This is a genomic window from Cupriavidus respiraculi (assembly GCF_914271545.1).
GTDB classification, from domain to species: domain Bacteria; phylum Pseudomonadota; class Gammaproteobacteria; order Burkholderiales; family Burkholderiaceae; genus Cupriavidus; species Cupriavidus respiraculi.
Genome location: NZ_CAJZAH010000009.1, coordinates 1 through 21,264, shown reverse-complemented (window position 1 = coordinate 21,264; position 21,264 = coordinate 1). Strand labels below are relative to the sequence as shown.

The window sequence follows — 21,264 nt, the reverse complement described above, 5'->3', positions numbered from 1 at the left end:
CTCCAGTCGTGCCGCGAGGCGCCGCGCCGTCAGCCCGGCCGGCGCCTCGCGGTCCGTGGAATCACGCGGTTAGAACGCGGCGGACTTCCTGAAATCCTCGATCGCGGCACGCAGGGCGGCCTCGTCGTCCTTCGACAGATCCTTGGTATCTTCGATGCGGTTGACGAGATCGGCGTACTTCGTCTTCAGATGGTCGTGCAGGCCCTTCTCGAACGGCAGAATGTCCTTCACTTCCACGTTGTCGAGGAAGCCATTGTTGGCGGCGTACAGCGACGCTGCCAGCTGCCACACCTGCAGCGGCAGATACTGCGGCTGCTTGAGCAGTTCGGTCACGCGGCGGCCGCGCTCCAGCTGCTTGCGGGTGGCATCGTCCAGGTCCGAGGCGAACTGCGCGAACGCAGCCAGTTCACGGTACTGGGCCAGGTCGGTACGGATACCGCCCGACAGCTTCTTGATGACCTTGGTCTGCGCGGCGCCACCGACTCGCGACACCGAGATACCGGCGTTGATGGCGGGGCGGATACCGGCGTTGAACAGATCGGTTTCCAGGAAGATCTGGCCGTCGGTAATCGAGATCACGTTGGTCGGCACGAACGCGGACACGTCGCCGGCCTGCGTTTCGATCACCGGCAGCGCGGTCAGCGACCCGGTCTTGCCGGTGACGGCGCCGTTGGTGAACTTCTCGACGTAGTCGGCGTTCACGCGGGCGGCGCGCTCCAGCAGGCGCGAGTGCAGATAGAAGACGTCGCCCGGATAGGCTTCGCGGCCCGGCGGGCGGCGCAGCAGCAGCGACACCTGACGGTAGGCCCAGGCCTGCTTGGTCAGATCGTCGTACACGATCAGCGCGTCTTCGCCGCGGTCGCGGAAGTACTCGCCCATCGTGCAGCCGGCGTAGGCGGCCAGGTACTGCATGGCTGCCGAATCCGAAGCGGCGGCGGCCACCACGACGGTGTATTCCATCGCGCCGGTTTCTTCCAGCTTGCGGACCACGTTGGCGATGGTCGATGCCTTCTGACCGATTGCCACGTAGACGCAGAACACGCCCTTGCCCTTCTGGTTGATGATCGCGTCGACGGCCACGGCGGTCTTGCCGGTCTGGCGGTCGCCAATGATCAGCTCACGCTGGCCACGGCCGATCGGCACCATCGCGTCGATCGACTTGAGACCGGTCTGCAGCGGCTGGCTCACGGACTGACGGGCGATCACGCCAGGCGCGACCTTTTCGATCACGTCGGTCTGGGTCGCATTGATGGGACCCTTGCCGTCGATCGGCTGGCCCAGCGTGTTGACCACGCGGCCCAGCAGTTCCTTGCCGACCGGCACTTCCAGAATGCGGCCGGTGCACTTGACCTGGTCGCCTTCCGAGATGTGTTCGTAGTCGCCCAGCACCACGGCACCGACGGAGTCGCGCTCGAGGTTCAGGGCCAGGCCGTACGTGTTGCCGGGGAATTCCAGCATCTCGCCCTGCATCACGCCGGACAGGCCGTGCACGCGGCAGATACCGTCGGTCACGGAAATCACCGTGCCCGTGTTGCGCACTTCAGCTTCCGCGCCAAGGCCCGAGATGCGGGACTTGATCAGCTCGCTGATTTCTGAGGGGTTCAGTTGCATCACAATGCTCCTAATTCTTCAATCCGTCGGCCGGCGCTTACGCGGTCAGCGTCGCTTGCATCGCGGCAAGGCGCGCGCGCACGGAGGTGTCGAGCACTTCGTCGCCGACCTTGACGCGCACACCGCCGATCAGCGACGGGTCTACCGCCACCGTGGGCACCAGCTTGCGGCCGAACTTGCGTTCGAGCACGGCGACGAGGTCGGTCAGCGTGGCGCCTTCCATCGGGAAGGCGCTGGTGATCTCGACATCGGCCGACCCTTCGCGGGCGTTCTTGAGCGCATGGAATTGCTCGGCGATCTCCGGCAGCACTGTCAGGCGGTTGTTCTCCACCAGCAGCGTGACGAAGCGTTTGGCCTCGTCGTTGACCGGAGACTTCAGGACCGACAGGAACAACTGCACCAGCTTGTCGCCGGGCACGTTCGGATCGTCGGCCAGTGCCTTCATGTCGGGATTGGCGGCAACCTGCCCCATTTCCGACACCAGCTCGGACCATGCACCCAGGTTGCCGGCGTTCGATTCGCTGGCGATGCGGAACAGCGCCTCAGCGTAGGGACGGGCAATGGTTGCGGTTTCAGCCATGATTAGAGCTCGGCCTTGAGTTGGTTGAGCAGATCGGCGTGGACCTGCGCATTCACTTCGCGCTTCAGGATCTGCTCGGCACCCTTGACCGCCAGCACGGCGACCTGGTCACGCAGTTGCTCGCGTGCCTTGGTCACTTGCTGATCCGCGTCGGCCTTGGCCTGGGCGATGATGCGTGCCGCTTCGGCCTGGGCGTTCTGCTTGATCTCGTCGGCGACCATCTGGGCGCGCTTCTCGGCGTCGGCGACGCGTTGAGCACCCTCGGTGCGGGCTTCGGCCAGGGCCACGTCCACACGCTTGTTGGCCAGTTCCAGTTCGGCCTTGCCCTTCTCGGCAGCGGCGAGGCCATCGGCGATTTTCTTCGCGCGTTCGTCGAGCGCCTTCACCAGCGGCGGCCAAATGAATTTGGCAACAACCCACCACAGGATGAAGAACACGACCATCTGCGCAAAAAACGTTGCGTTCAGATTCATGGTGTGTCCCTTTCGGTAATCAAACTACAGATAAATGCGCAAGGGCGGCCAGGCTAAGTGGCCTGCGCCGCCCGTCAGCATCATGCAGACCGAAAAGAATTACTGGATAACGGCGAGCAGCGGATTGGCGAACGCGAACAGCATGGCAACACCCACGCCGATCAGGAATGCCGCGTCGATCAGGCCGGCCAGCAGGAACATCTTGGTTTGCAGCGGGTTCATCAGTTCGGGCTGACGTGCGCAGGCCTCGATGTACTTGCCACCCATCAGGGCGATGCCCAGGCAGGCGCCGATTGCGCCCAGGCCGATGATCATGCCGATACCGATGGCGGTCATACCCTGGATGTTGGCGAGAAATTCTTGCATGACGACTCCTTTAATTGAGAGAGACTTAGAACCAAAAAACCAAAAAACGAAAAACCGGAAATCAGTGCTTGTCGTGCGCCTGGCCGAGATACACCAGGGTCAGCATCATGAAGATGAAGGCCTGGAGCAGCACGATCAGGATGTGGAAGATTGCCCATACCGCACCGGCAATCACGTGACCGACGAAACCGAGCGCCGAGAGGTCGGCACCGAACGTCCACATCGAACCCAGCAGCGCGATCAGCAGGAACACCAGTTCGCCGGCGTACATGTTGCCGAACAACCGCATGCCCAGCGAAACGGCCTTGGCCAGGAATTCGATCAGGTTCAGGACCAGGTTGAACGGTGCGAGATACCACTTGGCACCGAACGGCGCCGACAGCAGTTCATGCGCGAAACCGCCCACGCCCTTGATCTTGAAGCTGTAGTAGATCATCAGCAGCAGCACCGCGAACGACATGCCGAGCGTGCCGTTCAGGTCGGCCGTGGCGACCGCCTTGTGGTGCGGGATGTGCAGGCCGAAGATGCCGAGCAGGCCGTTCAGGCCGTGAACCCAGTCGACCGGAATCAGGTCGATCGCGTTCATCACGGTGATCCAGCAGAACACCATCAGCGCAAGCGGCGCGATCCAGGAACGGTCGCCGTGGATGATGCCCTTGGCCTGGTCGTCGACCATTTCGACGATCATCTCGACGAAGGCCTGGAAGCGGCCCGGCACGCCGGAGGTCACGCGGCGCGCGGCCATGTAGAGAAACAGCACGGCGATCGCGCCGCACATCACGGACCAGAACACGGTGTCGTAATTCAGCACGCTGAAATCGACCACGGAGGCTTGCTTGCCACCGAACGAGTTAAGGTTTTGCAGGTGTTCGGCGATATAGCCGGAAGGGGTGAGCGCGGTTTGCGCGCCTTGGGCAGCTGACATGTCGAGACGGACCGTATATTGCGAAACCTGTTAACCGTAAGCCGCGACTGACGCGACACCGGTACGCTTCTTGCACCGCCTTCGGCACGACAGGCCGGTCACCGCGGGCAAGGTCGCATGCACCTTACTGGCGCCGCGCTTCACCATCGTGACGCGCGTACGCACAACTTTTACAAACTCTGCGTCCTGACACCTCTTGCTTTGCCGCCCTCGCGCCCCACTTCTGGAGGCAGCGGGCCGCAGCAACAGGCAGCACGATCGCCGGGCGGCAGGCTAGCGGAACGCCAGCGCCACCCAATAAGTCTTCAACGCAAGCAGGAACGTGACCAGCATCGGGACCCAGCGCAGATCGCGGTACAGCATCACCACCAGTACCAGCATCGCCACGGTGCCGAGCACCTTGATGGCCTCGCCGACCACCAGCCCGCCGATGGATGCCCTGCCCCGCGCGGCCCACAGCCGGAACGCGAAGAACGCGCTCGGGACAAAGCATGCCGCGCCGCCGAGGAAGGCCGACCACCCATAGGGGACCGCGTCCTCGCCGAACATCGCCCAGCCCAGTGCGGACAGCAGACTGACCGCCACCTGCGCCAGCACGACCCGGCCCGGCGTCATGCGCGATGGCCGCAGTGCCTGTTCGCCAAACAGCGAGACCGCTTCGGCGTGCGACAGCGGTTCGACATCGTCCAGCCCGCTTCCGGCTTCGCGTCCATCGTCGTCCCAGCCCTGGCTTTCGCCACGCTGCGCCGGGGTCTGCGGATGGCGCCGATGCTGCTGCTGGCGCGGTGTTGCATGGTCTGTCACTGCCACCTGCCTAGCCTCGTTCCAGGCCGGATACTGTTGCTTACCGGCCAGAATTCAAACCGCACGATTTTACGGGGAAGCCACTCTCTGAGTCAATCTGCTTACAGATGCCTTGCAGTCATGTTCGCAACATTCCTGCTCCGACGCCTCGATCATGCGTGGCTGGAAATTGCGCGGCAATGACGCGGGACGTAATAGGATTGCGCCCGGCCTTGAGAGACGATGGGGGTTTCGACGCTGCGCGGGTGTCGTGTCCGCCGGCGACGGTGTTGCGCGGGCGATAATCGCCCGCTTTATGTTGACAGCGCCTCCCTGGCGGGTACTCAGGCGACCTGCTGGCCCGCCGTGGGCTCGCGCAAGCGGGCGAGCACGCCGTCCAGCGCGTCGTTGCTGGCGAACTGGATGGTCAGCTGTCCTTTGCCGCGCGCGCCCAGTTTGATCTGCACCGGCATGCCGAGCGCGTCGGACAACTCCTCTTCGAGCCGGGCCACGTCGCGACCGCCCTGCCCGCTCTTCTGCTTGATCGACTTCAGGTCGAACGGCTTGAGTTCGGAGGCGACGAGCTTCTCGGTCTCGCGCACCGACAGGCGCTTGTTCACGATCTGGTTGGCCAGCGTGATCTGGTGCGCGCCATCGACGGCGAGCAGCGCGCGCGCATGGCCCATGTCGAGATCGCCCGCCATCAGCATCGTTTGCACCGGCTGCGCCAGATTCAGCAGACGCAGCAGATTGGAGACGGCGCTGCGCGAGCGGCCCACGGACTCGGCCGCCTGTTCGTGCGTGAACGAGAACTCGCGCACCAGGCGCATGATGCCTTGCGCCTCTTCGAGCGGATTGAGATCCTCGCGCTGGATATTCTCGATCAGGGCCATGGCGGCGGCCGCTTCGTCGGCCACCTCCTTGACCAGCACTGGCACCTTGTCCAGTCCCGCCAGCCGCGACGCGCGGAAGCGGCGTTCGCCGGCGATGATCTCGTAGCGATCCGGTTCCGCGATGCGCCGGACCAGGATCGGCTGCATCAGGCCCTGGGCCCGGATGCTGGCCGCCAGTTCCTGCAGCGCGCCCTCGTCCATGCGGGTACGCGGCTGGTACTTGCCGGGCTGCAACTGGTCCAGGCGCAGCACGGTCGGCGCACCTTCCTGCCTGGCGGCCTCCACGATCTCGGCCGGTCCGCCCAGCAGGGCTTCCAGTCCACGGCCCAGGCCTTTCTTTTTCGCGGTGCTCATCTGTCGGTTCCTGTCGGTTCTGCTTTCTGGCTGGCTGGTCGGGTTCGGGGCGCTCATCCTTGCGCCGCATCCAGTTGGCGCACGCGGGCGATCATCTCCGCGCCGAAGTCCAGGTACGCCTTGGCACCCTTCGATGCCGGATCGAAGGCGATGCCGGGCATGCCGTAGGACGGCGCTTCCGCCAGGCGCACGTTGCGCGGGATCAGCGTCTTGAATACCTTGTCGCCGAAGTGCGACTCCAACTGCGCGGACACCTGCTGCTGCAGCGTCACACGTGGATCAAACATCACACGAAGCAAGCCAATCACTTTCAGGTCCTTGTTCAGGTTGGCGTGGACCTGCTTGATCGTATTGACGAGATCGGACAGCCCTTCGAGCGCGAAATACTCGCACTGCATCGGCACGATGACGCCGTGCGCGGCGCACAGGCCGTTGAGCGTCAGCAGCGACAGCGACGGCGGGCAATCGATCAGCACGAAATCGTAGTCGTCCGCGACCTCGGCGAGCGCGTTCTTCAGTCGCCGCTCGCGCTGGTCGATCTCCACCAGTTCCACTTCGGCGCCGGCGAGTTCACGGTTGGCGGGCAGCACGTCGTACTTGCCAGCCTCCGAGCGTTGCCGCGCCTGCGGCACCGTGGCCAGTCCCAGCAGCACCTGGTACACGCTGGCCTGCAGCGACTGCTTGTCGATGCCGGAGCCCATCGAGGCATTGCCCTGGGGGTCGAGATCGACCAGCAACACCCGCTGCTCCTGTGCCGCCAGGCCGGCGGCCAGATTCACGGTGGTGGTGGTCTTGCCGACCCCACCCTTCTGGTTTGCGATCACGAATACCTTGGCCATAAGCTCCTGCTGCTCCTGCTTGAGTTCAATGCGTGCGGCGCGCGAGCACCACCAGATGACGCTCCGCGTCCAGCTCGGGCACGGCGAGCCGGGGGACCTCTTCCAGCTGCCATTGCGCCATCAGGCCCGCGGCCTCCAGCCGCTCGAGTTCGGCGTGCGGATAAACGCCCTTCATCGCGATCAGCTTGCCGCCCGGCGCCAGCAGGTGGCCGGACAGCGTGACGAAGTCCGTCAGTTCGGCGAACGCCCGCGACGTGATGACGGCATAGCCCTGTTCATCGTGAAGCTGCTCGACCGGCCCCCAGTGCGCGGCGGCGTTCGCCAGGCCGAGTTGCGCCCGGCATTGCGTCAGGAACGCGGTCTTCTTCTGGACGATATCCACCATCAGCACCGACACGTCGGGACAGGCGATGGCCAGCGGCAGGCCCGGCATGCCGCCGCCCGAACCGACGTCGAGCACCCTGCCCCGCGCGGCGGCAACCACCTCCATCGCCCGCGCGGCCGCCGCCAGCGACGGTACGGCGGCGAGCGAATCCAGCAGATGATGCGTCAGCATCTCGTCCGGGTGGCGGATGGCGGTGAGGTTGTACGTGCCGTTCCACTTGCGCAGCAGCGCCAGGTAGTCGAACAGGCCATCCACCTGCTGCCCGGTCAGGGCCAGCCCGATGCGCTCGAGGCCGGCCTCCAGCCGGCGCCGCTGATCGGCTTCGTCGATCGGTGCGTGTAGTCGCGCCCGCACTCAGGCAGCCTCCTGGCCGCTGGTCCGGGTACGGCCCATGCCCTTCTTTTTCAGATGTACGAGCAGCAGCGAGATGGCGGCCGGCGTCACGCCCGAAATGCGCGACGCCTGACCCAGCGTCTCCGGACGGTGTTGATTCAGCTTCTGGCTCACCTCGAAGCCCAGGCCGCGCACCTCCGCGTAGTCGAAGTCGGCCGGCAGCCGGGTGGCCTCGTTGGCTTCGAGCTTGTCGACTTCCGCGGCCTGGCGGGCGATATAGCCGTGGTACTTGATACCGATCTCGATCTGCTCGCGAATCTGGTCGGCGAGCATGGCGTCGTCGCTCAGAGCCGACTCGGGAGCGTGGCGGCCGCCCTGCAGCGCCATCAGCGCGTCGTAGCTCACCCCCGGGCGCCGCAGCAGGTCCGCCAGGCTGTATTCGCGTTCGATGGCCTTCCCCAGTAGGGCCGTCGCCTCCTCGGCCGGCAGCACTGCGGGGTTGACCCAGGTGCTCTTCAGGCGCTGTGTTTCACGTGAAACAGCATCGCGCTTGCGGTTGAAGGCGTCCCAGCGCGCGTCGTCGACCACGCCGAGCTCTCTCCCTGCCTCGGTGAGCCGCATGTCGGCATTGTCCTCGCGCAGGCTCAGGCGGAATTCCGCCCGGCTGGTGAACATGCGATATGGCTCGGTCACGCCACGCGTGATCAGATCGTCCACCAGCACGCCCAAGTAAGCCTGGTCGCGGCGGGGCGCCCATGCCTCGCGCTCGGTGGCGTACCGGCCCGCGTTGATGCCGGCCAACAAGCCTTGCGCGGCCGCCTCTTCGTAACCGGTCGTGCCGTTGATCTGGCCGGCGAAGAACAGTCCCGCGATGGCCTTGCTCTCCAGCGACGACTTCAGGGCACGCGGATCGAAGTAGTCGTACTCGATGGCATAGCCGGGGCGCAGGATATGCGCGTTCTCAAGCCCGCGAATCGAGTGCACCAGGTCCAGCTGCACGTCGAACGGCAGGCTCGTGGAGATCCCGTTCGGGTAGAACTCGTTGGTGGTCAGCCCTTCCGGCTCGAGGAAGATCTGGTGGCTTTCCTTGCTGGCAAAGCGGTGGATCTTGTCCTCGATGCTCGGGCAATAGCGCGGGCCGACGCCCTCGATCACGCCGGTGTACATCGGCGAGCGGTCCAGGCCGCCGCGAATGACCTCGTGGGTGCGCGCGTTGGTATGCGTGATCCAGCACGGCAGCTGCTGCGGATGCTGCTCGGGCCGGCCCAGGAAGGAGAACACCGGCACCGGATCCAGGTCGCCCGGTTGCTCCTCCATCAGCGAGAAATCGATGGTACGGCCATCGATGCGCGGCGGCGTGCCGGTCTTCAGCCGCCCTTGCGGCAGCTTCAGTTCCCGCAGGCGGGACGACAGCGAAACCGAGGCGGGGTCGCCGGCGCGACCGCCGGTGTAGTTGTCCAGCCCCACGTGGATCTTGCCGTCGAGGAACGTACCCGCCGTCAGCACCACGGCGCGGGCGCGGAAACGGATGCCGACCTGGGTTACGGCCCCGACCACGCGGTCCCCTTCCACCATCAGATCGTCCACCGCCTGCTGGAACAGCATCAGGTTGGGCTGGTTCTCCAGGCGGGTACGGATGGCCTTGCGGTACAGCACGCGGTCCGCCTGCGCGCGCGTGGCGCGCACGGCCGGGCCCTTGCTGGAGTTCAGGATGCGGAACTGGATGCCGGCTTCGTCGGTGGCGGCGGCCATCGCGCCGCCCAGGGCGTCCACTTCCTTGACCAGATGTCCCTTGCCGATGCCGCCGATGGAAGGGTTGCAGCTCATCTGCCCCAGCGTCTCGATGTTGTGCGTCAGCAGCAGGGTCTGGCAACCCATGCGGGCCGCCGCGAGGGCTGCCTCGGTACCGGCGTGACCACCGCCGACAACAATGACATCGAATTCTTTGGGGTAAAGCATGGGCGCACCTCCTCCGGGAGGCTTGGGACAGAATTTTGGGATGCCGAATTATAACGGCAATCGCGCAACGCCCTTCCCTGTTTCACGTGAAACAAAGTGTCCGCTTGTCCCGTAGGCCGGGCAAAGGTTTCACGTGAAACACGCGCCCGAGCCCGCGAACCCTCTACGACGTTTCACGTGGAACAAAAAAGCCGGGCACCAGGCCCGGCTTATCCGCGATGGGTGGTTCAGCGTTGTTGCCTTAGATAATCGGCAATCTTGCCAAGGACCAGCGCCATATCGCGCTGTACCGTGGCGAAGCCATCGTTGCGCTCGCGCGTCCGCTCGTTCATATACAGCGGACGGCGGATCTCGATCTGCAGGCTGTGACGACGCTCGGCCGGACGGCCGATCTGTGCGATCAGTTGCACACCCTTGTAGGGGTCGTTGCGAGCGACCGTATAGCCCCGCTCGCGTAGCGCCCCTTCCACCAGCGCGACGAAGTCCGGGTCGCAGGTCGTGCCGTCCCGGTCGCCGAGCACGAAGTCGGCCAGCGGATGGGCGCTGACCTTCTTCAGCCGCTCATAGGCGTTGTTGGGCATCGAATGCAGATTCAGATGCCACACTGCGCCGAAGCGCCGGTAGCTGTCCTCCACCGCCTGCCCAAGCGCCGCATGGTAGGGCGCGTAGTAGTGGCTGATCCGGTGCTGCACTTCGGCAACGGTCAGCTTGCGATCGTAGATTGGCGTGCCGGCGTCGATGTTGCGCCAAACCAGCCCGTAGCCCAGCCGCGACTTTTCGCTCGGGGCCAGCGGCGCCGGCCAGGCGGCCTCCAGCAGGTCCGGATCGAGATCGTCGAGCATCCGGTTCGGATCGATATAGACCCGCGGGAAGTTGGCCGCGAGCAAGGTTCCGCCCACTGCGGGCACCGCGTCCCAAAGTGCTTCCACGTGGGTGTCCTCCCCTTCCCGGCAGCGCGTCATCGGCGCCGCCGCACGGAAGTCGGGCGGGTACTGCGTGCCGCTGTGCGGCGAGTCGCACACCAGCGGAAGCGGCTCGCCCTGCGGCAGCGTCAGAACGAAGGGTTCGAAGTCGTCGGCCATGGCTTTAGTTCAGCTGGATATTGGCGGCCTTGGCCACGCGGGCATAGCGCGCCATTGCCTGCTGGATCTGCGCCTTGAATTCTTCCGGCGTGGTCGGCACCAGCGTACCGCCCGACTCTTCCATCTTGCGCTTGAACTCCGGGTTCTTCATGGCCTGGTGGATGGCCTGGTTCAGCTTCGCCACGATCGGGGCCGGCGTGCCGGCAGGCGCCACGATGCCGAACCAACCGCCTTCGCCCATGTCCTTGAAGCCGAGTTCGGCATAGGTCGGCACGTCGGGCAGCTGCGGCGAACGGGTCGCGCCGAGCACGGCGAGCGCGCGCAGGCGGCCTCCCTTGACGTGCGGCAGCGTGGACGACAGGTTGTCCGTGATCGCATTGACCTGGCCGGCGACGGCGTCGTTGAGCGCCAGCCCGGCGCCCTTGTAGGGCACATGCAGCAGATCGATCTTGGCCAGCATCATGAAGTTCTCGATATTCGCGTGGCCGAGGGAACCAGCGCCAGGCGAGGCGAAGCTGTACTTGCCGGGGTTGGCCTTGGCCAGCGCGATGAACTCCTGCATGGTCTTGGCCGGCACGCTCGGGTGCACCGCGAACACGCTCGGGATGGCCGCCACATTGGTGATCGGCGCGAAGTCCTTGATCGGGTCGTAGCTCAGCTTGGGATAGACCGCGGGGTTGGAGCCGTGCGTGCTGACGGTGGCCATGCCGATGGTGTAGCCATCCGGTGTAGCCCGCGCCACTTCACCCATGCCCAGCGATCCGCCCGCCCCACCCTTGTTTTCCACCACGATCGACTGGCCCAGTTCGCGGCCTGCGAATTCAGCCACCAGTCGCGCCGACAGGTCGGTCGAGCCGCCGGCCGCGAAGGGCACAATCAGCCGGATCGGGCGGGTCGGATAGTTGGCCTGCGCGGCCGCGCCGCCGGCATGCAACAGTGCCGCGCCGGCGACACAGGACAACAGGAAGCGGCGGCGTGCGGAAATGGCTCGGACCATGGGGATTCTCCTTGTAATTCAACGTATTGGCGCCCTCAGTGTCCGCAGTTTACGCATAGTGCACAAACGACTATATTGCACGCTTGCATTACCAAAGTTCATCCTCCGCCACCCTGCCCCATGCGTCTGCGCTCGCCCTCGATGTCGGAACTGCATGCCTTCGCGGCCGCCGCGCGGTTGGGCAGCTTTACCCGGGCGGCGGAGGAACTGTGCGTCACGCAGGGGGCCATCAGCCGGGCCATCGCCCGGCTGGAAGCGCACTTCGGCAAGCCGCTGGTCCAGCGCAGCGCACACCGCTTCGCGCTGACGGAGGCGGGCACCACGCTGCTGCAGGCGGTCGGCGGTCCGCTGGCGGCCATCGAGGCGGCCAGTGCGGCGCTCTTGGACGAGGACCGTACCCACCGGCTGGTGCTGTCGGCCGTGCCGACCCTGGCCAGCGTGTGGCTGGTGCCGCGGTTGCCGGACTTCCACCGGCGCCATCCGGACATTCGGCTTGACTTCGTCCCGTACGAGCGCGACGAGGACTTCTCGGGGCCAGCGCCGGACGCGGCGCTGCTGGCGGGCACGCCGGATCGCTGGCCGGGATGGCAGTGCGACTATGTGATCGGCCGGGAAATGGTGCCGGTGTGCCATCCGGACCGCGTCCGCGCGCGGCGTGCGGCGGGCGAATGGAACGAGCCGGCGGACCTGCTGCGGGAGCCCCTGCTCTACCACACCAGCGCGCCGGCCAATTGGCCGCACTGGTTCCACGCCGCGGGCGTACCCAGTGCTGCGCCCCGGCTGGCAACCGGCTTCGACCAGGTGTCGATCCTGATCCAGGCGGTGCGCGCCGACATGGGCGTGGCCGTGCTGCAGCGCTGCCTGGTACGGGAAGAGATCGCGGCGGGCCGCGTGGTGGCGCCGTTCGATCTGCCGATCCGCCTGACACGCGGGTACTTCCTGTGCGCGCCGCGCGGGCGCCGCGATCATCCGGCGCTGGCGCGTTTCCGGGACTGGCTGCTGGATACCGCCGCGCGCGACCCGGATGTGCTCGAAGCCGACAGGAGTCATCGGTCGAATGGATTAACGGACGACGGCCAAGCGGGAGTCAATTCCTCCCAAGAATAGGACAGCGGAAGCATCTTACGGAGGAATGAAAACGGCGCCCCAGGGAGCACCGTCATTCATCCCGTGCATCGTAGGCTATGCCGCTTTTTTCGCCAGTCCCAGATAGGTCTCGATCACCTTCGGATTGGCCGCCAACTCCGCCGCCGGTCCTTCCATCGCCATGTCGCCCGTCTCGATCACATAGCCATAGTCGGCCACCTGCAGCGCGGCGCGCGCGTTCTGCTCGATCAGCAGCGTCGCCACGCCGGTGCGGCGCAGGTCGTTGATGATGTGGAAGATCTCCTTGACGATCAGCGGCGCCAGCCCGAGGCTGGGCTCGTCCAGCATCAGCAACTGCGGCTTGGCCATCAGCGCGCGGCCCACCGCCAGCATCTGGCGCTCGCCGCCGGACAGCGTGCCCGCCTCCTGGCGCGCGCGCTCCTTCAGCCGGGGAAAGAGCCCGTACACCACCTCCATCTGGTCCAGGAAGTTCTTCTCGCCGGCCCGCTTGCGGCGGTAGGCGCCGAGCACCAGGTTGTCCTCCACCGTCATCGACGCAAACAGCTCGCGCTTTTCCGGCACGAGGCACATGCCGCGCGCGACGCGCCCTTCGACCGGGACGCCGGCCATGTCGTGGCCGAGATAGCTGACCGCGCCGCAGGCCGAGCCGCTGACCGGCAGCGCGCCCATGATGGCGTTGAGCATGGTGGACTTGCCCGCGCCATTGGGGCCGATCACCGTGACGATCTTGCCGGCCTCCACCTTGAGGCTCGCGCCGTGCACCGCTTCCACCTTGCCGTAGCGCACGTGGAGGTCCTTCACTTCCAGGATCAGGCTCATCTCGCTTCCTTACTCCACACCGCCCAGATAGGCTTCGAGCACCGCGGGGTTCTTCTGCACGTCCTCGGGCACGCCCTCGGCGATGCGCGTGCCGAATTCCATCACCACCAGGCGGTCGGTCAGGTTCATCACGAAGTCCATGTCGTGCTCCACCAGCAGCACGCTCATGCCCTCGCCCTTGAGCTTGCGCAGCAGGTCGGCCAGCGCCTGCTTCTCCTTGTAGCGCAGGCCCGCGGCCGGCTCGTCCAGCAGCAGCAGCGCGGGATCGCAGCACAGCGCGCGGGCGATCTCGAGGATGCGCTGCTGGCCCAGCGCGAGGCTGCCCGCTTCCATGTACATGCAGTCGGCCAGCCCCACGCGCTCGAGCTGCCGCCGCGCCTCGAACAGCAGCTTCTGTTCCTCGACGCGGTTCATGCGCAGGATCGCGGCCGACACGCCGCCCTGCGGGCGATAGTCGCCGCGCAGATGGGCGCCGATGGCCACGTTCTCCAGCACCGTCATGGTCGGCAGCAGATGCACGTGCTGGAACGTGCGGCCAATGCCGCGCTTGACGATCTCGCGCGACGGCAGGCCCGAGATGACCTCGCCGCAGTAGCGCACCTCGCCGCGCGTGACCGGCAGCACGCCGGTGACCAGGTTGAACGTCGTGGACTTGCCGGCGCCGTTGGGCCCGATCAGCCCGACGATCTCGCCGGCGTTCACCTGGAAGCTCACGTCGTTGACCGCCACCAGCCCGCCGAACTCCTTGCGCGCGGCACGCACGTCCAGCACCAGCTCGCCAGCCTGCGGCTTGCGGCGCACCGGCAGCGCGGGCGCGTCCTGCGGCGCGCGCACCGGCGGCCCGCTCGGGAACAGGCGCTTGACGAACGGCCACATGCCCTCGCGCGCGTACTGCAGCAGCAGCACCAGCAGCACGCCGAACACGATGATCTCGAAGTTGCCGTTGGCGCCGAGCAGCTTCGGCAGCAGCCCCTGCAGCACGTCCTTCAGGATCGTCAGAACGCCCGCGCCGAGCACCGCGCCCCACACATGGCCCACGCCGCCGACCACGGCCATGAACAGATACTCGATGCCGTAGTTGAGCCCGAACGGCGTCGGGTTCACCGCGCGTTGCAGGTGCGCGTACAGAAAGCCCGACACGCACGCCAGCACCGCGGCGACGACGAAGATCACCACCTTCATCCAGGCCGTGTTCACGCCCATCGCCTCGGCCATCACGCCGCCGCCCTTGAGGGCGCGGATGGCGCGCCCCGGACGCGAGTTCAGCAGGTTGTGCATGGCCAGCACCGACAGCAGCACCACGGCCCAGATCAGGTAGAACATGGCGCGCCCCGACACCAGCTCGATGCCGAAGAACTGCAGCACCGGGATGCCGTTGATGCCGTCGTACTTGCCGAGAAATTCGAGGTTGCCGAACAGGAAGAACAGCGACAGGCCCCACGCGATGGTGGCCAGCGGCAGGTAGTGTCCGGACATGCGCATGGTGATCAGCCCGATCACATAGGCGGACACGACCGTGATGGCGAGCCCGACCACCAGGCCGAACCAGGGCGACAGGCCGAACTGCGTGGTCAGGTACGCGGTGCTGTAGGCGCCCAGGCCCACGAACGCGGCCTGGCCGAACGAGGTCATGCCGCCCACGCCGGTCAGCAGCACCAGGCCGATCGCCACGATGCTGTACAGGCCGATGTAGTTGCCCAGCGTGATCCAGAATTCCGGCGTCGGCAGCACCGGCAGCAGCGCGACGATGGCGACGAAGGCCAGCGACAGAATGCGGTTCTTGTTCATCGTTTGGTCCTATCCCCGTCTCTTATTCTTCGTCTTCCACGTGCTTGCTGGTCAGCGAACGCCACAGCAGCACCGGAATGATCAGGGTGAACACAATCACCTCCTTGAAGGCGCTGGCCCAGAACGAGGAGTACGACTCCAGCAGTCCCACCAGCAGCGCGCCGGCGGCGGCAACCGGATAGCTGGCCAGCCCGCCGACGATGGCGCCGACGAAGCCCTTCAGGCCGATCAGGAAGCCCGACTCGTAGTACACGGTGGTCAGCGGCGCGATCAGGATCCCGCACAGCGCCCCCATGGCGGCCGCCAGCGTGAACGACAGGCGCCCGGCCTGCGTGGTGCCGATGCCGACCAGGCGCGCGCCCAGCCGGTTCACCGCGGTCGCGCGCAGCGCCTTGCCGGCGATCGTGCGCTCGAAGTAGAAATACAGACCCGCGATCAGCAGGCCGGACACGCCCACGATCCACAGGCTCTGGCCCGAGACGGTCAGCGCGCCGACCTCGAAGCGCGCGTCGGAGAACGGCGTGGTGCGCGAGCCTTCGGCGCCGAACATCACCAGCCCCAGCCCCACCAGCGCGAAATGCACGCCGACCGAGACGATCAGCAGCACCAGCGTGCTGGCCTCGGCCAGCGGCTGGTAGGCCAGCCGGTACAGCATGGGGCCGAGCGGAATGACGATCAGCAGGGTCAGCGCGATCTGCGCCAGCATCGGCATCGGCTGCGCGCCGTAAGACTGCGTCAGCCAGTGCACCGCGAACGGAAACAGCAGGTATTTGCCGGCCAGCACCGCGGTGCGCGCGCCGGCGGTGCGGCGCAGCTCGCTGCTGCGCATGACGGTCACGAGCTCGTACACGAAGGTAAGCACGCCCATGGCCAGCAGCAGCCACGACGTCTTGGGCGCGTGGCCGGCCTGGATGGCCGCCAGCGTCAGCGCGCCGAAGGCGACGAACTCGCCTTGCGGAATGAAGATGACCCGCGTCACCGAAAACACCAATACCAGCGCCAGCGCCAGCAGCGCGTAGATCGCGCCCGAAGTGATCCCGTCCTGCGCCAGGATGGCGGCAATCGAGAGGTCCATGGTCTCCCCGTCTTGTTGAATGCTGCCTGCCGCCGTTGCGGCGCAGGTCTGGCCGTGGCCGCGTGGCGGCCGGCGCGGCGCCCTGGGCCCGAGGCGCGCGTTACGAAATAGTAAACACCTTACGCATAGCGGAAATACTGGCGAACCCTAGGATGACGCGGCGCCGCATCCGGGGTTCGGGCGAGCATAGCGGCAGGCGGCGAGGCTGACCAGCGTTTCGGTCGCCCCCCGCCCGGTGCGCGCATGCGCGAGACGCCAATAAAAAAGGCGCATGGCTATGCATGCGCCCTGGCGGCCGGCTGCGCGACCTACTTGGTCTGCAGCTTCCACTTGCCGTCGGCGATCTGCACCATCACGCGCGAGCGCTGGTCCAGGCCGAGGTGGTCGGTCGGGCTCATCGTCATGATGCCGTGCGACACCGGGAGCTCCTTGGTGTTCTCCAGCGCATCGCGCAGCGCCTTGCGGAATTCCTTGGTGCCGGGCTCGCCCTTCTTCAGCGCCTCCGGAATGGCCCGCTGCAGCAGCAGGCCGGCGTCCCAGGCATGGCCGCCGAAGGTGGAGACCTGACCGCCGAACGCCTTCTCGTAGGCGGTCTTGTAGGAAAGCGCGGGCTTCTTGACCGGATTGCTGTCCGGCAGTTGCTCGGCCACCAGCAGCGGGCCGGCCGGCAGCAGCGTGCCTTCGCAGTCCTTGCCGCACACGCGCAGGAAGTCGGCATTGGCCACGCCGTGGGTCTGGTAGATCTTGCCCTTGTAGCCGCGCTCCTTCAGCGTCTTGGCGGGCAGCGCGGCGGGCGTGCCCGAACCGGCGATCAGCACGGCATCCGGGTTGGACGCCATGATCTTCAGGATCTGGCCGGTCACCGACGCATCGGTGCGGGCGAAGCGTTCGCTCGCCACGACCTTGATCTTGCGCACGTCGGCCACCTTGCCGAACTCCTGCGACCAGCTTTCGCCATAGGCGTCGGCGAAGCCGATGAACGCGACCGTCTTCACATTGTTGTTGCCCATGTGTTCGGAGATCGCGGTCGCCATGTGCGAGTCGTTCTGCGGCGTCTTGAAGACCCACGCGCGCTTGGCGTCCATCGGCTCGATGATGCGGGCCGAGGCGGCCATGGTGATCATTGGCGTCTCGCTCTCCGCGGCGATATCGACCATGGCGAGCGAGTTCGGCGTCACGGTGGAGCCCACCACCACGTCCACCTTGTCCTCGCTGATCATCTTGCGCGTGTTCTTGACCGCGGTGGTGGTGTCCGAGGCGTCGTCGAGCACGATGTACTCGACCTTCTTGCCGCCGATCTCCTTGGGCAGCAGCGAGAAGGTGTTCTTCTCGGGGATGCCCAGCGAGGCCGCCGGACCCGTGGCCGATACCGTGACCCCGACCTTGACCTGAGCGCTCGCTGCGCCTGCAAAGAGGCTGCCCGCGGCAATGGCCAGCAGGCTGGCGCGCGTGAATTTCATCGTGTCTCCTTCGATGGCTGCAAACGAAAGACGCTCCGCGGCATGCGCCGCCGACGCCTCTTCATCGCGGCAGGCCTGTGGCCGCGCCGCTCGGAGCACAACGCTGGTGCCCCGCCGATACCGATTTTCCCGTCCGCGCGAGCCGCGCCGGCGTGCCCGCTCGGACGCCGACGGCGCCCAGCAGGCGTTATTCACCGACCGATCGGTCGGGAATGCGGATCGAGTCTAACACAGGGGTTGGGGCGGAAAAGGCAGGATTAACCCGCATCGGCACGCCGCCGTTGGCGTGCCGGCACGCTAGCCGAGCGACTTGGCACCGGGTTCGATCCCGATATGCCAGAGGCCCGAGGCATGGCGGCGCCGGCGGGCGGGCGCGACGGGCAGGCCGGGTGCCAACAGCAGATGGCGGACGCCATGCGCCGCGCACCACTCGGCCAGCGCGGCCAGGCAGGCGTCGAAGTACGCACCGGAAGCGGGCGTACCGGCTTCCCACCACTCGCTCGCCTGCGCCACCAGTCCGTGCAGACCAAGATGCGGTGACAGCAGCGCCGGCAGGCAGGCCCGCGGGCGTCCGGCGGCTTCGGCGACCACGCAGGCGCCCAGCTCGGGCCGCGCCAGCAGGCGCTCCAGCATGGCGCGCCGTCCGCGCGCGGCCAGCTCGGGCAGCGGCCAGTGCGCGTGCAGCCAGTCCGCCAGCCCGGCGGCGTCGGCGCGCGTGGCGATGCGGATGGCGAAAGAGTCGGAGGCGGGAATGGAAGAAGCGGCGGGGAGCATGGCGTCTCGCAAGGTGGCGGGATTGTCGCATGCGCGCAGGGAGCGCCGACTGGGTGCTCCCGCTCCCGCCGGCGGGAGGGCGGCCGGGTTGAGGGCGACGGCCAGCAGAGGCGCAAACGCTCAAGGCTTGTGCATGCTTGCCGTTAAACCACCAGGCAGGTGCAACGCCTTGCCTTCGGCCACCATTTACCCTGGCCGGCGCCTCTCCCGCTGGGGGAAGCAGAGCTGACCGCTCATCACTGCCAGCGCCGAGTGTTTTGAAAAACGGCCGCCACAATGAAAAAGGCGTTGCCGAGGATCACCCGGCAACGCCTTTTATTTTATAAACGCAGCAGCCTCATCCGCGGGCGCGCGCCTGTCGTCTCCTCGCTTCCGCCTCTATTTACCCTGCGAAAACCGTGACTCCAATGTAACGAAGCGGTGCGTGCCCAACAAGCTAGAAAAAACCCTAGCCCCAAAATCGGGCATGTCTGCTTTACATCACCTCACGATGCACCGTCACGCATCGTGCGCCACCTGGCGGATCAGCGGTCCCGCCCTGCCCCGAAGCGCGCCTGCAACTCGCCCATGATGCCGCGGCGGAACGTCAGCACGCAGATCACGAAGATGATGCCGGTCACCATCGACACCGACTCGCCCAGCGAGTTGAACCACTCCACGCCGGTGGCCGAGGCAAGGAAGGAGCCGATGTCGCCCAGCTTGTTCTCCAGCGCGACCACCACGAAGGCGCCGACGATCGGACCGGACAGCGTACCCAGTCCACCCACCAGCGTCATCAGGATCACGGTGCCGGACATCGACCAGTGCACGTCGGTCAGCGTCTCGAAGCCCAGCACCAGCGCCTTGATGGCGCCGGCCAGGCCGGACAGCGCGGCGGACAGCACGAACGCCATCAGCTTGAAGCGGTCGGTATCGTAGCCCAGCGACACCGCGCGCGGCTCGTTTTCCTTGATGGCCTTCAGGATCTGGCCGAACGGCGAATGCACGGTGCGCACGATCAGCGCGAAGGCCGCCACGATGATGGCCAGCGCCACGTAGTACAGCGTGGTGTCGTCCGCCAGCGAGATCACGCCGAACAGATTGCCGCGCGGAATGCCCTGCAGGCCGTCCTCGCCGCCGGTGAACGGCGCCTGCAGGCAGATGAAGAACAGCATCTGCGCCAGCGCCAGCGTGATCATCGAGAAGTAGATGCCCTGGCGCCGGATGGCCAGCGCGCCCACCACATAGCCGATCGCCGCGCCGGTGACGGTGCCCAGGATCAGGCCGACCTCCGGCGTCACGCCCCACACCTTCATCGCATGGCCGGCCGCGTAGCCCGCGCCGCCGAAGAAGGCCGCGTGGCCGAACGAGAGCAGGCCGGTATAGCCGATCAGCAGGTTGAAGGCACAGGCGAACAGCGCAAAGCACAGCACCTTGAGCACGAACACCGGATACAGGCCGATCCACGGCGCGGCCAGCAGGCCGGCCAGCAGCAGGCCGTAAAACACGACAGGCACGGTCTTGCGCACGCCTCGTTCCCCTTTGGCCGCATCCGGCCTGATCCCGACCACGGATTGTCCGTCCATCACTTTTCCCTCCCGAACAGGCCGGCCGGCCGCAGCAGCAGCACGATGACCATGATGAAGAACACCACCGTGGACGATGCCTCCGGATAGAACACCTTGGTCAGGCCCTCGATCACGCCCAGGCCCAGGCCCGTGACGATCGAGCCCATGATCGAACCCATGCCGCCGATCACCACCACCGCGAACACCACGATGATCAGGTTCTGTCCCATCAGCGGCGAGATCTGGATCACCGGCGCCGCGAGCACGCCGGCGAACGCGGCCAGCGCCACGCCGAAGCCGTAGGTGAGCGTGACCATCAGCGGCACGTTGATGCCGAAGGCCTCGACCAGCTTGGGGTTCTCGGTGCCGGCGCGCAGGTAGGCGCCCAGCTTGGTCTTCTCGATCAGGTACCAGGTCGCCAGGCACACCACCAGCGACGCCGCCACCACCCAGCCGCGGTAGTTGGGCAGGATCATGAAGCCCAGGTCGGTGGCGCCGGAGAGCGCATCGGGCGTGGAGTACGGCAGGCCCGACACGCCGTAGATCGAGCGGAACACGCCCTCGATCACCAGCGTGATGCCCAGCGTCAGCAGCAGGCCGTAGATATGGTCGAGCTTGTAGATCCAGCGCAGCATGGTCTTCTCGATGACCACGCCGATGAGGCCGACGATCACCGGCGCGAGCGCGAGCATCACCCAGTAGTTGAGCCCGAAGTAGTCCATGCCCATCCAGGCCAGCACCGCGCCGAGCATGAACAGCGCGCCGTGCGCGAAGTTGATGACGTTGAGCAGCCCGAAGATGACGGCGAGCCCCAGGCTCAGCATCGCATAGAAGGCGCCGTTGACCAGCCCCAGCAGAAGCTGGGACAGCATGGCGGGCAGGGGAATACCGAAGATGTCCATCGCAGCCGTTAGCTAGATGGCGCCGCGCGCGGCCACGAGGCGCGCCGCCGGTGCGCGCGCGAAGGGCGCGATCACGGCGGGCGCTGGCCGCGGGTGCTCACGGGCGCCGGGAATTCACTGGACCGCCGCCCGCGCCCCGCGCGTGAGGCTCGCGGCCCGGGGCGGGGGCGACAGCTGGTGGCTTTCGTAATCATCAAAGCGCACATGGACGC

20 protein-coding genes are annotated in these 21,264 nt (G+C 66.4%); 1 reads left to right on the top strand and 19 read right to left on the bottom strand.

What is annotated here, in order from left to right; translation table 11 throughout:
* Positions 1-69: 69 nt before the first annotated feature.
* The 12 genes from atpA to LDO27_RS23860 form a co-directional block, all read right to left on the bottom strand.
* Complete coding sequence (gene atpA / locus LDO27_RS23915; protein ID WP_224044375.1) at positions 70-1,611, bottom strand: F0F1 ATP synthase subunit alpha; 1,542 nt, start codon at positions 1,609-1,611, stop codon at positions 70-72.
* 37 nt (positions 1,612-1,648) lie between these two features.
* Positions 1,649-2,191 carry a F0F1 ATP synthase subunit delta gene (locus tag LDO27_RS23910; protein WP_224044373.1) on the bottom strand — a complete coding sequence of 181 codons (543 nt, stop codon included), beginning with the start codon at positions 2,189-2,191 and terminating at the stop codon, positions 1,649-1,651.
* 2 nt (positions 2,192-2,193) lie between these two features.
* Positions 2,194-2,664: a F0F1 ATP synthase subunit B gene (locus tag LDO27_RS23905; protein ID WP_222203119.1), complete on the bottom strand. Its 471-nt coding sequence runs from the start codon at positions 2,662-2,664 to the stop codon at positions 2,194-2,196.
* A 99-nt stretch (positions 2,665-2,763) separates the two neighbouring features.
* Entirely contained in the window at positions 2,764-3,030 is a 267-nt protein-coding gene (gene atpE, locus LDO27_RS23900; RefSeq protein ID WP_222203118.1) for a F0F1 ATP synthase subunit C, read from the bottom strand.
* Positions 3,031-3,091: 61 nt separating this feature from the next.
* Positions 3,092-3,955 (bottom strand): F0F1 ATP synthase subunit A, encoded by an 864-nt coding sequence (gene atpB, locus LDO27_RS23895; protein ID WP_222203117.1) that lies wholly within the window; start codon positions 3,953-3,955, stop codon positions 3,092-3,094.
* A 273-nt stretch (positions 3,956-4,228) separates the two neighbouring features.
* Positions 4,229-4,765, bottom strand: a complete 537-nt coding sequence (locus LDO27_RS23890; protein WP_377747562.1) for an ATP synthase subunit I — start codon at positions 4,763-4,765, stop codon at positions 4,229-4,231.
* A 317-nt stretch (positions 4,766-5,082) separates the two neighbouring features.
* Positions 5,083-5,985: a ParB/RepB/Spo0J family partition protein gene (locus tag LDO27_RS23885; RefSeq protein WP_222203116.1), complete on the bottom strand. Its 903-nt coding sequence runs from the start codon at positions 5,983-5,985 to the stop codon at positions 5,083-5,085.
* A gap of 53 nt (positions 5,986-6,038) precedes the next feature.
* Positions 6,039-6,824, bottom strand: a complete 786-nt coding sequence (locus LDO27_RS23880) for a ParA family protein (protein ID WP_222203115.1) — start codon at positions 6,822-6,824, stop codon at positions 6,039-6,041.
* A 25-nt stretch (positions 6,825-6,849) separates the two neighbouring features.
* Entirely contained in the window at positions 6,850-7,563 is a 714-nt protein-coding gene (gene rsmG, locus LDO27_RS23875) for a 16S rRNA (guanine(527)-N(7))-methyltransferase RsmG (protein WP_224044372.1), read from the bottom strand.
* The gene (gene mnmG, locus LDO27_RS23870; protein WP_224044370.1) at positions 7,564-9,501 is read right to left on the bottom strand and encodes a tRNA uridine-5-carboxymethylaminomethyl(34) synthesis enzyme MnmG; all 1,938 of its coding nucleotides are present in this window, start codon (positions 9,499-9,501) and stop codon (positions 7,564-7,566) included.
* Between the two features lie 227 nt (positions 9,502-9,728).
* A complete protein-coding gene (locus LDO27_RS23865) occupies positions 9,729-10,583 on the bottom strand; it encodes an N-formylglutamate amidohydrolase (RefSeq protein ID WP_224044368.1) in 855 nt (284 codons plus the stop codon).
* A 4-nt stretch (positions 10,584-10,587) separates the two neighbouring features.
* Positions 10,588-11,580, bottom strand: coding sequence for a tripartite tricarboxylate transporter substrate binding protein BugE (locus LDO27_RS23860; protein ID WP_224044366.1), 993 nt, complete (start codon positions 11,578-11,580; stop codon positions 10,588-10,590).
* Between the two features lie 120 nt (positions 11,581-11,700).
* Here LDO27_RS23860 and LDO27_RS23855 point away from each other — a divergent pair, with 120 nt between their 5' ends.
* Positions 11,701-12,687, top strand: a complete 987-nt coding sequence (locus LDO27_RS23855; RefSeq protein ID WP_222203110.1) for a LysR substrate-binding domain-containing protein — start codon at positions 11,701-11,703, stop codon at positions 12,685-12,687.
* A gap of 75 nt (positions 12,688-12,762) precedes the next feature.
* Here the strand turns inward: LDO27_RS23855 and LDO27_RS23850 are convergent, their stop codons facing one another.
* From LDO27_RS23850 to LDO27_RS23820, 7 genes are all read right to left on the bottom strand, one after another.
* A complete protein-coding gene (locus LDO27_RS23850; RefSeq protein ID WP_222203109.1) occupies positions 12,763-13,506 on the bottom strand; it encodes an ABC transporter ATP-binding protein in 744 nt (247 codons plus the stop codon).
* 9 nt (positions 13,507-13,515) lie between these two features.
* Entirely contained in the window at positions 13,516-15,294 is a 1,779-nt protein-coding gene (locus LDO27_RS23845; protein WP_224044365.1) for a branched-chain amino acid ABC transporter ATP-binding protein/permease, read from the bottom strand.
* 22 nt (positions 15,295-15,316) lie between these two features.
* Entirely contained in the window at positions 15,317-16,369 is a 1,053-nt protein-coding gene (locus tag LDO27_RS23840) for a branched-chain amino acid ABC transporter permease (protein ID WP_222203107.1), read from the bottom strand.
* A gap of 308 nt (positions 16,370-16,677) precedes the next feature.
* Entirely contained in the window at positions 16,678-17,829 is a 1,152-nt protein-coding gene (locus LDO27_RS23835) for an ABC transporter substrate-binding protein (RefSeq protein WP_222203106.1), read from the bottom strand.
* Positions 17,830-18,126: 297 nt separating this feature from the next.
* Positions 18,127-18,603 (bottom strand): hypothetical protein, encoded by a 477-nt coding sequence (locus LDO27_RS23830; RefSeq protein WP_224044363.1) that lies wholly within the window; start codon positions 18,601-18,603, stop codon positions 18,127-18,129.
* Between the two features lie 524 nt (positions 18,604-19,127).
* Positions 19,128-20,168, bottom strand: a complete 1,041-nt coding sequence (locus LDO27_RS23825) for a branched-chain amino acid ABC transporter permease (RefSeq protein ID WP_224044361.1) — start codon at positions 20,166-20,168, stop codon at positions 19,128-19,130.
* The gene (locus LDO27_RS23820) at positions 20,168-21,052 is read right to left on the bottom strand and encodes a branched-chain amino acid ABC transporter permease (RefSeq protein ID WP_222203104.1); all 885 of its coding nucleotides are present in this window, start codon (positions 21,050-21,052) and stop codon (positions 20,168-20,170) included. The genes LDO27_RS23825 and LDO27_RS23820 overlap by 1 nt, the downstream gene beginning before the upstream one ends.
* Positions 21,053-21,264 lie beyond the last annotated feature (212 nt).

Excerpts from the sequence above, each read along its gene's own strand:
- LDO27_RS23835 (WP_222203106.1), bottom strand. The coding sequence starts at position 17,829 with ATGAAATTCACGCGCGCCAGCCTGCTGGCCATTGCCGCGGGCAGCCTC.
- LDO27_RS23860 (WP_224044366.1), bottom strand. The coding sequence starts at position 11,580 with ATGGTCCGAGCCATTTCCGCACGCCGCCGCTTCCTGTTGTCCTGTGTC.
- LDO27_RS23840 (WP_222203107.1), bottom strand. The coding sequence starts at position 16,369 with ATGGACCTCTCGATTGCCGCCATCCTGGCGCAGGACGGGATCACTTCG.
- atpA (WP_224044375.1), bottom strand. The coding sequence starts at position 1,611 with ATGCAACTGAACCCCTCAGAAATCAGCGAGCTGATCAAGTCCCGCATC.
- LDO27_RS23830 (WP_224044363.1), bottom strand. The coding sequence starts at position 18,603 with ATGCTCCCCGCCGCTTCTTCCATTCCCGCCTCCGACTCTTTCGCCATC.
- LDO27_RS23845 (WP_224044365.1), bottom strand. The coding sequence starts at position 15,294 with ATGAACAAGAACCGCATTCTGTCGCTGGCCTTCGTCGCCATCGTCGCG.
- LDO27_RS23880 (WP_222203115.1), bottom strand. The coding sequence starts at position 6,824 with ATGGCCAAGGTATTCGTGATCGCAAACCAGAAGGGTGGGGTCGGCAAG.
- mnmG (WP_224044370.1), bottom strand. The coding sequence starts at position 9,501 with ATGCTTTACCCCAAAGAATTCGATGTCATTGTTGTCGGCGGTGGTCAC.
- LDO27_RS23905 (WP_222203119.1), bottom strand. The coding sequence starts at position 2,664 with ATGAATCTGAACGCAACGTTTTTTGCGCAGATGGTCGTGTTCTTCATC.
- LDO27_RS23855 (WP_222203110.1), top strand. The coding sequence starts at position 11,701 with ATGCGTCTGCGCTCGCCCTCGATGTCGGAACTGCATGCCTTCGCGGCC.
- atpB (WP_222203117.1), bottom strand. The coding sequence starts at position 3,955 with ATGTCAGCTGCCCAAGGCGCGCAAACCGCGCTCACCCCTTCCGGCTAT.
- LDO27_RS23865 (WP_224044368.1), bottom strand. The coding sequence starts at position 10,583 with ATGGCCGACGACTTCGAACCCTTCGTTCTGACGCTGCCGCAGGGCGAG.
- LDO27_RS23820 (WP_222203104.1), bottom strand. The coding sequence starts at position 21,052 with ATGGACATCTTCGGTATTCCCCTGCCCGCCATGCTGTCCCAGCTTCTG.
- LDO27_RS23825 (WP_224044361.1), bottom strand. The coding sequence starts at position 20,168 with ATGGACGGACAATCCGTGGTCGGGATCAGGCCGGATGCGGCCAAAGGG.
- LDO27_RS23910 (WP_224044373.1), bottom strand. The coding sequence starts at position 2,191 with ATGGCTGAAACCGCAACCATTGCCCGTCCCTACGCTGAGGCGCTGTTC.
- LDO27_RS23850 (WP_222203109.1), bottom strand. The coding sequence starts at position 13,506 with ATGAGCCTGATCCTGGAAGTGAAGGACCTCCACGTGCGCTACGGCAAG.
- atpE (WP_222203118.1), bottom strand. The coding sequence starts at position 3,030 with ATGCAAGAATTTCTCGCCAACATCCAGGGTATGACCGCCATCGGTATC.
- LDO27_RS23885 (WP_222203116.1), bottom strand. The coding sequence starts at position 5,985 with ATGAGCACCGCGAAAAAGAAAGGCCTGGGCCGTGGACTGGAAGCCCTG.